The sequence below is a fragment of the Hymenobacter nivis genome (assembly GCF_006439025.1).
GTDB lineage: Bacteria > Bacteroidota > Bacteroidia > Cytophagales > Hymenobacteraceae > Hymenobacter > Hymenobacter nivis_A.
The window spans coordinates 193,319-206,448 of sequence record NZ_RCYZ01000005.1 but is presented as its reverse complement, the minus strand read 5'-3'; the positions used below and the strand labels follow the sequence as shown (position 1 = coordinate 206,448).

The 13,130-nt window shown below is 65.4% G+C and carries 12 protein-coding genes; 3 read left to right on the top strand and 9 right to left on the bottom strand.

What is annotated here, in order from left to right; genetic code table 11:
• Positions 1–13: 13 nt before the first annotated feature.
• The 8 genes from EAH73_RS13365 to EAH73_RS13325 all read right to left on the bottom strand — a co-directional run bounded on the left by EAH73_RS13365 (position 14) and on the right by EAH73_RS13325 (position 8,649).
• Complete coding sequence (locus tag EAH73_RS13365; RefSeq protein WP_140467332.1) at positions 14–3,478, bottom strand: SusC/RagA family TonB-linked outer membrane protein; 3,465 nt, start codon at positions 3,476–3,478, stop codon at positions 14–16.
• A gap of 40 nt (positions 3,479–3,518) precedes the next feature.
• Entirely contained in the window at positions 3,519–4,586 is a 1,068-nt protein-coding gene (locus tag EAH73_RS13360; protein WP_161599548.1) for a FecR family protein, read from the bottom strand.
• A gap of 177 nt (positions 4,587–4,763) precedes the next feature.
• Positions 4,764–5,351, bottom strand: a complete 588-nt coding sequence (locus EAH73_RS13355; protein ID WP_161599547.1) for an RNA polymerase sigma factor — start codon at positions 5,349–5,351, stop codon at positions 4,764–4,766.
• Positions 5,352–5,503: 152 nt separating this feature from the next.
• Complete coding sequence (locus EAH73_RS13350; protein ID WP_140467326.1) at positions 5,504–6,115, bottom strand: hypothetical protein; 612 nt, start codon at positions 6,113–6,115, stop codon at positions 5,504–5,506.
• A 79-nt stretch (positions 6,116–6,194) separates the two neighbouring features.
• Complete coding sequence (locus EAH73_RS24030) at positions 6,195–6,629, bottom strand: CsbD family protein (RefSeq protein WP_410503761.1); 435 nt, start codon at positions 6,627–6,629, stop codon at positions 6,195–6,197.
• A gap of 140 nt (positions 6,630–6,769) precedes the next feature.
• Positions 6,770–7,099, bottom strand: a complete 330-nt coding sequence (locus EAH73_RS13335; RefSeq protein ID WP_140467324.1) for a hypothetical protein — start codon at positions 7,097–7,099, stop codon at positions 6,770–6,772.
• A gap of 63 nt (positions 7,100–7,162) precedes the next feature.
• Positions 7,163–7,795, bottom strand: a complete 633-nt coding sequence (locus EAH73_RS13330) for a hypothetical protein (protein WP_140467322.1) — start codon at positions 7,793–7,795, stop codon at positions 7,163–7,165.
• A 41-nt stretch (positions 7,796–7,836) separates the two neighbouring features.
• Positions 7,837–8,649 (bottom strand): hypothetical protein, encoded by an 813-nt coding sequence (locus tag EAH73_RS13325; protein ID WP_140467320.1) that lies wholly within the window; start codon positions 8,647–8,649, stop codon positions 7,837–7,839.
• Between the two features lie 222 nt (positions 8,650–8,871).
• Here EAH73_RS13325 and EAH73_RS13320 point away from each other — a divergent pair, with 222 nt between their 5' ends.
• The gene (locus EAH73_RS13320) at positions 8,872–10,407 is read left to right on the top strand and encodes a hypothetical protein (protein WP_140467318.1); all 1,536 of its coding nucleotides are present in this window, start codon (positions 8,872–8,874) and stop codon (positions 10,405–10,407) included.
• Positions 10,408–10,802: 395 nt separating this feature from the next.
• Here the strand turns inward: EAH73_RS13320 and EAH73_RS13315 are convergent, their stop codons facing one another.
• The gene (locus tag EAH73_RS13315; protein WP_140467316.1) at positions 10,803–11,234 is read right to left on the bottom strand and encodes a hypothetical protein; all 432 of its coding nucleotides are present in this window, start codon (positions 11,232–11,234) and stop codon (positions 10,803–10,805) included.
• Positions 11,235–11,390: 156 nt separating this feature from the next.
• Here EAH73_RS13315 and EAH73_RS13310 point away from each other — a divergent pair, with 156 nt between their 5' ends.
• Both EAH73_RS13310 and EAH73_RS13305 read left to right on the top strand, forming a co-directional pair.
• Entirely contained in the window at positions 11,391–11,792 is a 402-nt protein-coding gene (locus EAH73_RS13310; protein ID WP_140467314.1) for a hypothetical protein, read from the top strand.
• A gap of 130 nt (positions 11,793–11,922) precedes the next feature.
• Positions 11,923–12,936, top strand: coding sequence for a hypothetical protein (locus EAH73_RS13305; RefSeq protein ID WP_140467312.1), 1,014 nt, complete (start codon positions 11,923–11,925; stop codon positions 12,934–12,936).
• Positions 12,937–13,130 lie beyond the last annotated feature (194 nt).

Sequence of the window (13,130 nt, the reverse complement as noted above, 5' to 3'; positions counted from 1 at the left end):
GCGAGCGAAGCGGTTAGAAGCCGGCGTTGATGCCCACCGTGAAGGTGCGCGCCGAGGGGTAGGTGCCAAAGTCGATGCCCGTGGCCCGCACGCCGTCGCCGGCCGAATTGCTGTTGGTGCCCTGCTCGGGGTCGAGGCCGGTGTACTTGGTGAAGGTCAGCAGGTTCTGCACGCTGGCGTAAATGCGCACCGAGCTAATTTTCACGGGGCTCAGCAGCTTTTCGCCGAACGTGTAGCCGAGCTGCACGTTCTTGAGACGCAGGTAAGAGCCGTCCTCCAGGAAGCGGTCGGAGGGCTGCTTGTTGTTGGAGGCGCCGGTCCACGACAGGCGTGGGAACTCGTTGGTGCTGCCTGGGCCGGTCCAGTAGTTGGTGGCCGCGCGCTCGGTCAGGTTGAAGGCGCGGTAGAAGCCCTCAATGTCGGTGTTCACCTGGTTATACAGCTTGTTGCCCTGCACGCCCTGGAAGAATACGCTCAGGTCCACGTTCTTGAAGCTCACGTTGCCGGTCAGGCCATAGGTCAGTTTCGGAATGGGGCTGCCCACGAAGCTGCGGTCGTAGCCGTCAATCACGCCGTCGGGCGTCCCGTCGGGCCCGCTGATGTCCTTGAATTTCACGTCGCCCGGCTGGATGCCGGGGCCCTGGTAGGCGTGCGTGAACACCTCCTGCGCGGTCTGGAAAATGCCCTCCGTTTGCAGCAGGTAGAAGGAGCCAATCGGCTGGCCCACATTGGTTAGCGTGGCGTAGTAGTTGTTGTCGATGCGGCCCCCCACGATGGGCGAGGCGCTGCCCAGCGAAACGACTTCGTTGCGCAGCGTAGCCAGGTTGCCGCTCACGCCGTAGGTCCAGTTTTTGCCCACCGTGTTGCGGTAGCTGGCCTCCAGCTCAAAGCCGCGGTTCTGGATTTTGCCGGCGTTCACGGCTGGGTTGCCGCCGTTGCCGGCGCTGCTGGGCTGCGGCAGGAAAAGCAGCACGTTCGACGTATTCTTTACGAAGTAGTCGGCCGACAATTGCAGGGCCCCCTTCAGCAGCCCCAGGTCGAGGCCGTAGTTGGTTTGGGTGCTGGTTTCCCAGCGGATGTCCGGGTTGCCCTTGGTCACGATGCTCAGCGCCTGCGTCGACACGCCCCCGAACGGGTAGTAGCCGGTGTTGCCCACCAGCGAGGCGTAGGGGTAGTTGCCGATGGCCGAGTTGCCGAGCTGCCCCACGCTCACGCGCGCCTTGAGCAGCGAAATGCCTTCCAGGTTGCGCATGAATTCTTCCTGCGCCAGGTTCCAGCCCAACGAGCCGGACACGAAGTTTTGGGCCCTCAGGCCAGGCGAAAGCTGCGAGGAGCCGTCGCGCCGGAAGTTCACCGTGGCCAGGTAGCGCCCGTCGTAGTCATACGTCAGCCGGCCGAAGCCCGAGAGGAGCGTGGAGTGCGCCTCGCCGCCGCCGTTCTGCTGGATGCCCGTGCCGCTGTCGAGGTACTGGAACGTGGGCGACTGGTCCACGTAGCCGCGGCGCGAGGCCGAGATGCCCCGGGAGTTGTTCTTAATGGCCTCACTGCCCACCAGAATGGCAAAGTTGTGCTTGCCCACCGCCAGGTCGTACACGGCCGTGTTGGTCCAGTTGAAGTTGAACTCGTTGGTGTTGGACTGCGCCAGCTGGGCCGGCGAGTTCAAGGCGCGGTCGATGCCGAAGGTCTTGAAAAACTGCTTGTAATCGGTGATGCGGAAGGTAATGCCGTAATCGGACCGGATGCGCAGGTGCGCCACCGGCGTCACCTCCACGTAGGCATTGCCCAGCACCGAGTAAGCGTTGAAGTTGCGGTCGGCCGCGTCGGCCAGCGCCACCGGGTTGATGCCGTCGCCGAGGTACGACGAGGCATCCTGCCCATTCACTTTGGGCAAGTCCACAAACTGGCCCTGGTCGTTGTAAACCGGGGTGCCTGGCGTGCGGAACAGGGCAAAGCGCACGATGCTGGCCCCCGGGTTGCCGTCGCCGAAGCCGTCGCCGGAGGTGCCCACCTGCCGGGTTTTGGCGTACGACAGGTTGGCGTTGGTGCCAATTTTCACGTACTTCGAGAGCGAGCTGCTCACCGCCGTGCGCAGGTTGTAGCGGTCGTAGGACGAGTTGTTTATCAGGCCGTCTTGCTTCAAGTAGCTGCCCGACACGATGTACTGCGAGTTCTCGCCACCGCCGCTCACGTCCATCTGCACGTTGTGCTGCATGGCGGGTTTCAGCACCTCCTTCAGCCAGTTCACGTTGGGCAGCGTGGCCGCCACCGACGCGGGAATCGTGGCCCGGCCGTCGTTGGTAGCCGCTAAGTTGTAGGCCGCCACGTATTGGTCGGTGTTGGCCATTTTGATGAGGTTGGTGGCCGTTTGCACGCCGCTGTAGGCGCTCACGCTCAGGCGGGGCTTGCCCGATTTGCCGCGCTTGGTGGTCACCACCACCACCCCGTTCGAGGCCCGGGCCCCGTAAATGGCGGCCGACGAGGCATCCTTCAGCACGTTGATGCTCTCGATGTCGTTGGGCGAAATCTGGTTGATGCCGTCCTTGGTCGGCACGCCGTCGATGATGTAGAGCGGGTTGTTGTCGTTGATGGTGCCCACCCCGCGGATGCGCACGGCGATGGCCTCGCCCGGGGCCCCGGTGGCCGCCGTGATGGCCACGCCCGCCGCCTTGCCCTGCAAAATTTGCGCGACGCCGGTCACCGGCAGCGCGTTGATGTCGCGCTGATTCACCTGGGCCACGGCGCCGGTCAGGTCGGCCTTGCGCTCGGTGGTGTAGCCCAGCACCACCACTTCCTCCAGGGCCTTCACGTCGGTCACCAATGCCACGTTCAGCTGCGTGCGGCCTTGCAGCGGCACTTCCTGCGTCACGAAGCCCACGGCGGATATCACCAGCGTGGCGTTGGCGTCGGGCAGGCTGAGGGTGAAGTTGCCGTTCACGTCGGTCGATACGCCGTTGGTGGTGCCCTTCACGAGCACCGTCACCCCGGGTAGACCTTCGCCGTTGGCCTGCGTCACGCGGCCGGTTACGGGCACCGCGGCGGGGCTGGCGGCCGCCGCGTCCTCGGTCGGGGCGCTGGGTCCCCCACCAGTTGCAATCGTTTGCGACTGGGGGCCCGGCAATTTGGGCCCCGAGATTACGTACACGTTGCGGTCGGTTTTCTCCACCCGCAGGCCGCTCGTCGTCACGGCGTAAGTCAGCTTCTCTTCCCAGGAGGGGAAAGTGCGCGCGTCGAGGTCCACGAACTTGTTGCGCACCAGCTCAGTGCGGTACAAGAAAAACGCGTGGTGCTCTTTCTGCAGCGCTTGCAGCAGGCTTTCCAACGAGGTGCCCCGGGCCCGGGCCTGGCTAGGGGCGGCTTCCGGGGCCGGCGCGCTTTGCACGGGCCGCAGCATGGCCACCACGGGGCTTTGCGCCCGGCCGGCCAGGCCCCCTGCCAGGAGCAGGGGCAGCAGCTTCAACGATTGAGTATAGTGAACCATGGGCGGGAGTGGGGAAAGGGTAAGAAAAATTACGCAAAAATCAATCAAGTTTTACGCGGTTGCCAACGCGGTGTACTTTGACATCCAACGACTTGCCGAGCGCATCCAGGAGCACGTCCACGTCGCGGTTGGGTACCGACCCGGTCAGCTTCTGCCGCCGCAGGGCGGGGTTGCCCAGCGTGATTTGCAGCCCGTAGGTGTCTTCCAGCAGGGCAATGATTTCCGCCACCGGCGTGTCGTTAAAGTCGAGATGCCCGCTGGTCCAGGCCGAGTAGAAGGCGGGTTGCACGGCGCGCTTGGCCAGGGCCCCCCGGGGCGCGGTAGCGTCGAACTCCACCAGGTCGCCGGGCTGCATCAGCAGCGGCTCGGGCGGGCCCGCCGTGCGGCGCAGCTCAATCTGGCCACTATTCAGCACCACTTTGGTAGTGCCGGCGCGGCTCAGCACATCGAACCGGGTGCCGAGCACGGCCACGTCGAGGGCCCCCGCGTGCACAGTGAACTTGACCCGCGCCGGGGCCCTGGCCACCGCCATCAGCGCCGCCGGGGCCGTGTGTTGCACATCAAAATAAGCCTCGCCCGTGAGCCACACTTCGCGGGCCTGGCCTGGTTGCCAAGTAGCGGCCAGCCGCAATTCCGAGCTGCCGTTCAGCACCACGCGGGAGCCGTCGGGTAGCACCACTTGCCGGTGCTGCCCGGCAGCCGTGGCGTAGCGCGCCCAGGCGGGTGCCGCCGCGGGGCGCGGCCAAAATCCCAAGCCGGCCACCACCAATATCACCACAGCCGCTAAGGCCGTTGCGGCCCACCACCGCGAGCGGGCGGCGCGGTGGCTGCGCAGCAACGGCCGCGCCGCAGGGGCCCCAACCGGCTCCATGGCGTGCCAAAGCTTGGCTATTTCGGCTTGTTTCAAAGACGCCGGGGCGGGCGCGGCGCGGCTGGTGGCCAGCAACCGGAGCACCGCCGCGGCTTCGTGGAACGCTGCCGCCTGAGCCGGGTGCTGCGCTATCCAAGACTGCCAGAACGCCACGGCCGCGGGGTCACTCGCCGCCACGAACGCCTGAAAGGATTCGTCGGCCAGGAAATCGTTGGTCGTGTAAGTAGCGTGGGGCATAAGCGAGGAGCGGGCAAAACGTGGGAGCCCTAACCGGGCCGGGCGCAGCGGCGCCGAGCCGCAGCACCCCCGTTTGCAAGCACCACGGCCGCCGATGGATTTTATACTCATCCCAGCCAAAAAATAATTTTTCCGCTACCCACAAAAGGCTAACCTGGGGCCCCTGGCGCGTCATTTTTAGCCCGCATCCAGCAGGCACAGCAGCGCCAGGGCCGTCAGCAGTACCTGCCGCAGGGCCTTCAAAGCGTTGAATACCAGGTTGCGCACCGACTGCGTGTTGAGTACCATCACCTCGGCAATGCGCTCGTAGGAGAAGCCGTCGAAAAACTTGAGGTACAGTGCCTCGCGCTGGCGCTTCGAGAGTTGATTTAGGGCCCCCAGCAGGCGGGCGCGCTGCTCGGCGTCGTGCTGCTCGGCGATGAGAAATTCTTCGTGCGAGTAGGTCACTTCAAACATATCCGCATCGGTGGGCAGGGCGTGCTGCCGCCGGAGCCGCTCGGTTTCGTCGGCCAAGTGGTGGCGGAAGGCCTTGAACAAGTACGCCTTTACCACCAGCACGGCGCGCAGGCCCGCCCGCCGCCGCCACAGCTGCTGAAACAGGTTCTGGATGCAGTCCTTCACCAGCTCCTCGTCGCCGCTCAGCTTGCGGCCGTAGGCGTACAGCGGGTCGTAGTACGCCTCGAAGAGCGCCGCCAGCGCCCGGGCCTCACCGCCGCGGAAGGCGTCCCAGAGCTGCGCGGCGGCTTCTTCGGTGATGGGGGGCACGGTGGGGAACGGTGAGCAAAGGCGCGGCTCCGGGCAGCGGCTCCGGCGCCCGGAAATTTCCACAACATTAACCGCTGGCTCCGCAACTCGTTGGCTGCCGCACGGCCCAGCGGGCGGCGGGCGTCAAAAGTAGTGCGTCGCCCGCTGGGGCCCTATTCCTCGCCGCGCACCCGCTTGTACACCGCAAATTCGTAGAATGGGCGCAGCAAGCGCACCACGTCCAGGGCGTCGGCCAGGGCCTCGTGGGCCACGGTGGTGTCGTCGAATTGAGCCCGGGCCTTGGCAATGGCCATGCTGGGCAAGCGGCTGTCCTTGCGCCAGTTGAGGTACAGTAGGGCGGGGTCGATGGTGGCCGGTTCCGACTTGATGATGGTGCCCCAACCCGGCAATTGCTGCAAAAACAACAGGTCGAACACGGCCACGTTTTTGCCCGCCAAGATGAAGCGCACCCGGTCCTTGGGGTCGGGCCGGAAGCCCTGGGCCACCAGAAACTCGCGCAGCTGGGGCAGCACCTCGGCGGGCGTGCAGCGCTCGGCCGGGGGCCCCAGGGCGGGGTCGGCCAGTTCAGCCAGCAGGCGCGCGTTCAGCACCAGGGCCCCCGGGGTGCCCACTATTTCGGGGTGCACCAGCAAGCGGCGGAAGGTGGGCAGCTCCTCCAGCGGGCGCAGGCGCTTGGTGTCTTCGATGGCCACGGCCAGCTCCAGCACTTGGTGGCGCAGCGGGTCGGAGCCGCTGGTTTCGAGGTCGAGGGAAACGTAGCGCATGGCAGCGGGCTAAAAAAAAGCGCCCCTCCCGCGAAACGGAAGAGGCACTTTCAATGGAAAAGGAAGGACTTAAATTAACCTAGAAGGTTTTGTGGAACCACTCCTTGATATCGTCGATGGCGTGGCCCGTCTTCTCCTGAAGCTGGCCGAACCACTCGTCCTGCTTGCCTTCTTCGTAGGTCAGGTCGTCGTCGGTGAGGTTGCCCCACTTCTGCTTGGCTTCGCCTTTGATCTGGTTCCAGTCGCCGCGGGCCTGGTACTCGGTGCTTTTCACGCTGGCCTGGGTGTCGGCGTCGCTGGTTTTTTCGTTAAACCAGTTCTTGATTTCGTCAATCGTGCTGCCGGTTTTCTCCTGAAGCTTGCCAAACCACTCGTCCTGCTTGCCATCGGCGTAGGTCAGGTCGTCGTCGGTGAGGCCGGCCCATTTCTGCTTGGCTTCGCCTTTCAGCTGGTTCCAGTTGCCGCGGCCTTGCAATTCGGTGCTGTCGTTGATTTTATTGCTGTTAACGTCCATGACGGGGAATATTTTGAAGGTAAAAAAAAGGACTTGGGGTGGGAAGGAAGGTTGTGAGAGTTGTACGGCCGCGCTTTGGGTTTGGTTAGCGGGGGCCGGGCGGAAGCCAGAATTTTGTTGGGCCCCGGGGCTCCGGGCGGCTACTCGGCGCGCTTGCCGGCGGAGCTGGCATCCGCTCGCCCCAGCACTGGGTAGTACGTGCCGGCGCCCGCCTCCCACTGCCGGGTGCTGAAAAACGTGGAATCGCCGCCGCTCAGGTGCGGCCGGTACGTGCCGCTGCCCGCCACCAGCACGTGCGCAAGCGGCGAATACAGGGCCCCGGCCTCCACCCGCCCGCTCAGCTGCACGGAGGCGCTCGTTTCCAGCTGCCCCGCCCGGCTGAGGGTGGCCACGGTCGGCTGCATGGGCGCATACACCGTGCAGCCGGTGAGTAGAGCCCCGCAAACGAACAGTAAGGATTTGGTTTTCATAATGGAGATGAGCAGTTGGCAGCTGGTTAAGCGAAGCTGTGGGAGGGGGGCGGCGCGGCCCCGCTAGTGCCAGCTGCTGGCAACTGCGATGAGTAGCGCCCCAAAAAGCACTGCCCAGGCCCCGGTGCCGGTGGCGTAGCCGGCCCAGGCCTGCTTGCGCTTGGTGCTGTTGGCCTGCTGCTGGTAGCCGTGCTGGTAGCTGGGATCAAGAAGCAGGGTTTGGTCGGGGGCTTGGAAGTTAACCGGCTTCACCGGCTTGGCACTGAGAACGATGGGCACCGCAATGCCATAAACCGGGCTGGCCCCGAACGCCGCTCCCGCCGCGCCCCAAAAAGCCCCCGGGGTGCGGTAGTGCGTGGCCGCGTCGCGGCGGCCCAGCGAGTCGCGCTGGCGGGTGCCGAGGCCCGCCAGCGGGTCGGCGGGGGCCCCAGCGGCCGGCGCGGGGGGCAGCACTTCGCGGGTGCCGTTGGCGTAGCGGATGAGGAACACCTCGGCCACGGGCAGCGCCAGCGTGTCGGGCGGGGCCGGGGCGGCGGGCAGGTAGCGCAGTTCGGTGGGCGTGAGGACCACCACGCGGCCCTGGATTTCCTGCCCGTCGCGGCGCAAAATGGTGTCGGGCCCCGGGGCGGCCGGGGTTTGGGCGCGGGCGGGCCGCAGGGCCCCCACCAGCACGAGTAGCAACAAGAGCTTTTGCATGTTTTTATTGATCAAAAAATTGATGTTCAATAATTTGGATGCTACCGGTGGCGCGCATTGAAGCCCACCAGCAGGCTGATGCGGGCCCCGCCGTTGCCGGGCACCACGGCTAGGTTGACGGGGAAGTTGAGGCCGCTCTTACTGCGAAACGACGTGCCCAGCGCCAGCGCCACGTTGGCCCCGAGGGGCGTCAGGTTGGGCCCCAGCCCGAACTCGAAGCCCTTGGGGCCCCGGATGCCCAGCATCAGGTTAATGCTGGGAATGAACTTGTTCTGCTCCAGCCCGCCCACCAGCGGCACGAATTCGGCCAGGCCGCTCACGCCGCTGGGCAGCCGGAACAAGCGCCGCTCGAACTGCCACCCAAACTGCGTGAGGAAGGGGTTGAGGTTGTTGAAGCCCGCTTCCTGCCGGCCGCGCGCCAGGGGCCCCGCCGTGAGCACGGTGAAGCCAATGCGCGGGCCGCTAAGGCGCACGTCCTCCTCGAGAAACACTACGTCGCCGGGCACGTCGGGGCCCGTGTGCGGGGTGGGGGCCGGGGCCGGGGCTGGGGCTGGGGCTGGGGCGGGAGTGGGCCGGGCCAGGTACGGCGCCGCGGGGGGCGCGGCAGCCCCAGGGGCCCCAAACACTTCGCGGGCCCCGTTGGCGTAGCGAATCATGAACACCTCGGACTTGTACACGCTGATGAGCGGGCCGTCGGGGTTGTCGGTGCGCCGGAACTTTACTTCCGAAGGTGTGATTTCCAGCACTTTCACCTGCACCTCGTCGCCGTTGCGCTTGGTGAGCAGGTCTTGGGCGCGGGCCCGGCCGGCGGCGAGTAGCAGGGCCAGGGCCAGGAAAAGTAGACGGAGCGACATGGGAAAAGAATTAGGTGAAGAGGTAGCCCAAAGGTGTGGGGCCCCCGGGCTCGCACCGTTCACCAAAAAATCAGGTCGTCGGACTTTTGCACCAGATAATTGGGGATGAAATATCCCATGATTATCAGTGAGTTAAACAAATGATATCCGACATTTGGGTAAACCACTATATTCTAGGACCCCGGTAAAATCAGGCCCGGTTTTCCGCTTCCTTTGTGGCCCATGGACGACCTCCGTACTGCCCTGCTCACCCTCAGCCCCGACGACCGCACCGAGTTCGCGCGCTTCCTGCTGCGCCAGCGCCAGCGGGTGGCCGGCCGGCAAGACGTGCGCCTGTACGAGCTGCTCACGGGCCCCGCCCTGGCCCCCGCCGCCCTGGTGGCGCGCCTTTACCCGGCCGCGCCCAACGCCGTGGCTTACTACGCCGTGCGCAAGCGCCTGCTGCTGCACCTCACCGATTTTCTGGTGCTGCGCCAGCGCCAGCACGACGCCACGGCCGCTGCTGCCGTGCGCGGCCACCTCACCCTGGCCCAGTACCTGTTTGGGGCCGGCGTGCCGCGCCTGGCCTGGGCCACGCTGCGCAAGGCCGAAAAGCAGGCCCGCGACCACGAGCAATACGAGGCCTTGAACGCGGTGTACAACCTGCAAATCCAGCACGCCGGCACGCCCCACGCCGAGCCCCTGCCCGAGGTGCTGCGCCGCCGCCACGCCAACAAGAAAGCCGCCGACGAGGAGGAGCGCGCCAACATTGCCGACAGCCTGCTGCGCCACCGCTTGCGCGAGGCCCGCACCCAGGGCCGCCCGGCCGCCGCCTTCGACGCCATTGTGCAGGAAATCCTGGCCGAGTACGACTTGCAGGAAGCCTTCGCCCGCTCGCCCTCGCTGCTGTGCCGGCTGCTGAGCATTGCGCGCAGCGCCATGCTGGTGCGGCGCGATTTTGCCTCGTTCGCGCCCTTCGCCGAGCGCTGCTACGGGCTGATGGCGCGCCGCCACGGCTTCGCGCCGGCCCAGCGCGGCTACCAGCTGCGGCTGCTCTACATGCTGGCCCACGCGCTGTACCGCACGCGGCAGTTTGCCGCATCGGTGGCGTACCTCGAGCAGGGGCGGGCCGTGCTGGCCGCCGGCGGCCGGCCGCTGGCCGAGTTTGGGCCCCGGTTCACGTTTTTGCTGGCGGCCAACTACGCCTTTTTGCGGCGCAACGCCGAAAGCATTGCCCTGCTCGAAGGGGCCCTGCGCGCCGCGCCGGCCCTGCCCGAGCTGGCCGCCCTCACGGCCCGGCTCCAGCTCACGTTTCACTACTTCGCCGAAGGCAAGTTCCAGAAAGCCAACCACGTACTGCTGCGCCTGGGCCGCACCGACCACTGGCTGGAGCAGCACCTGGGCCTGGAGTGGCTGCTGCACCGCAACCTCGGGGAACTGCTCATCCAGTTCGAGCTGGGCGCGGCCGATGTGGCGCTGCTCCGCCTGCGGGCCATTGACCGCGGCCTGCGCGAGCGGTTTCCGGCCGGGCCGGATGGGGCCCCGGCGGCCGGGGGCCCCTACCGCTACGCGCTCAGCTACCTGGCCTTGGTGCACGAAATTCTCGAAGACCCCGCCGTGGCCCAGCGCCCCGCCTTCGCCCAAAAAGTGGCCCAGATGCCCGAGTTCTGGCCCATCGAGCGCGAAGACCTGCAAGTCCAGAGCTTTTATGCCTGGCTGCGCGCCCGCATGCTGGGCCGCCCCTACTACGAGGTGCTGCTGGAGGTAGCCACCAGCTGAGTGCTAAGCCAAAAGTAAACGAGTGGGAAGGCGGTCATGCTGCGCCTGTCGAAGCATCTCTGCCGCTTGGAGCGGTTCCGGCGTTAGCGTACGGTAGGAGCGGGGCTTGCCCCCGCCCGCCGGTTGCGCCGCTCCAGCGGTTTCGTTCTACGACGGGCGGGGACAAGCCCCGCCCCTACCGTACGCTAACCCCTAACCTGCTGTAAGTAATCAGGCAATCAAAAGGCGGTTATGCTTCGACAAGCGCAGCATAACCGCCTTTTGATTGCCTGATTACTAATGCACTATGGATTTAGGGCCCCGCGCAGGCTCACTCATCCAAAAATATTGCCCACAAAAAAAGCCTGGGCCCCACGGGGGCCCAGGCTTTTGGCGCAGCGGCGCGAGCCGGTTGCTTAGTTGTTCATGCTCTGCTTCATGTTGGCTTTGGTTTCGCGGGCCGACTTGGCGGCGGCGTCACCCATGGCGTCCATGCGGTTGCCGGCTTTGTCCAGGGCCTCCTTGGTGTTGGCTTTGGCTTCGGCGGCTTTCTCGTCGATTTTGTTGCCGGCGGCGTCCATCTTGGCTTCCATCTTGTCGCCAGCGGCGTCCATTTTAGCGCCAGCCTCTTCCATTTTGGCGTCGATTTTGTTGCCAGCGGCGTCCATTTTGGCACCGGCGTTATCGGCGGCGGCGTTCACATCGGCCGAAGGCTCCACGCTGGTGGAGGTCGTCGTCGTGGCACCCTCGGGGGTTTGCTCGGTGGTTTTGGTGGTTTCGGTGCTGCAAGCGGTGGCGGTCAGGGCTACGGCCACGGCGGCAATCAGGGTTTTGAAGGAAACTTGCATGATCTGTTGAATGAAAGTGAGGTGAGAATACGGCCATTAATTGCCTGTGCTGCCAAAAGGTAACCCAACGGTAGGGCCCCCGGATGGCCTTTTTTCAACTTTTTAGGCGGCCGGCAAGTATAGCCCGCTACATAATCTCTCCAAACCGCCCGCCCTATGGATTCCACCGCCGCCACCCCGTCCAACGCCGCTCAGCCCACCCAACCCCTGGCCGTGAGCGACCAGCAGGCCACCGCCCTGCTCGACGACACCCTCGCCCTGCTCGGCCAAGGCCTGCCCGCCAAGGCCGACGGCCCCGGCAGCGCCGAGATTGAGCGCTGGGCCGCCGTACTGGCCGCCTCCGACCGCCCCGGCCTGGCCAAAATCACCCAGGAGCTGAGCCAGCTCGGCGAGCTGCTGAGCAGCCCCAACGCCGCCTCGCACGAGGTAGCCGAGCTGCTGGCCAGCCTCAGCGCCGAAACCATTAAGGTGGCCGAAACGGCCCCCGGCAACTACGCCGGGCCCCTCGGCAACTTGGGCACGCTGCTGCGCAAAGCCGCCAATTCGCTCTCCCGGTAAATGCCGGTTATTGGCCGTTCGCCGTCGGCATTGTTTTAAGCGAACGGGCAACTGATAACGAGCAACAGACAACTAAAAACAGAAGCGCGAACTTTGCCGCCCGCCGCGGCCAGGTTCGCGCTTCTGTTTTATGTCCGATTTCACCCCCGCCGACCTCACGCCCTACGACCCGTTCGAGGGCATGCGCTTCGGCCCCGCCACGTGCTTCCTCAGCGGCCAGCCCGTGGGGCCCACCGATACCGTGCCTGTGTTTGCCGACTGGCTGCAAGCGCGTTACGACTTGGCCGACCGCCCCATCCAGTTGCTCGACCAAAGCACTGTGGCCTTCCGCGACCTGCGGCTGCCGGCCAGCGCCGCTGTGCGCCCGCGCCTGGCGGCGCTGGAAGAAACCGTGGCCGCTGCCGCCGCCGAGGGCCCCGAGGCCCTGCGCGCCTTGGGCGACGACACGCTGTTTCTGTGGCTGGGCAAGATGTTCTACGGCATCTTCATCACCGAGCTGCTCACCGAGTTTGCGCCCCTCATCCGGCCCCGCTACCCGCTGGCCGAAAACGCGGCGCTGCTGCGCAAGTTCCAGGTGTTTTTCCAGCTGCTCCAGGGCCTGCGCGTGCCCACCGAGTACGCCGATTTCGTGCCCGGCTCGGTGTTCGTGCTCGAAGTGGACCCTACTGAGGATACTGTGCCGTTTGAGTACGACGATGACCTCAACACCTTGGTGTTCAGCATTAAAATGGGCCGATCCGTGCTCGTGGCCTGCCTGGCCGACATCGGCCTGATTGGCCAGGCCATGCGCCAGGTGTACGCCGATGCCCGGCGGCCCCTGCACCCGGTGCAGGTGGCCGAGTTCAAGGCGCGGGTGTACTACGCGGCGCACCTGCTGCACATGGTGCCCGACCTCTACCCGCGCCACCCACGCCCCGGTGACACGCATTTAGTATTCGACGCGCTGATCGACGACGTGGGTGTGGCCATCTTCAACCCCTGGGAAAACAGCGCCTACGCCCAAGCCCTGGCCGAGCTGTGGCACCGCTGGGGCATCACGCCTGCCGACGTCAACCGCGACCCCACCCAGCCCCTGAGCCTGCTCTACGCGCCCGACGGCACGCCCCGCACCGTGGCGCACTGGGCCGGCCCGGTAAGGGATTAAAAGCCAGCGCAAACCATTTCCACCACAATCTGGGGCCCCAGGCGGGCGTTAGCGAAAGAAATGGTGTTTTTTTAATAGCTTGCCAGTGCATAAGGATAGCATAAGTCGCAAAATACGAAGGCATCGTCTTGGTTTGTAGGCTAATTTGTAAACCCGGTTATAGGTTTGGGCTTTATTTTCAGGCCTTTTACTTT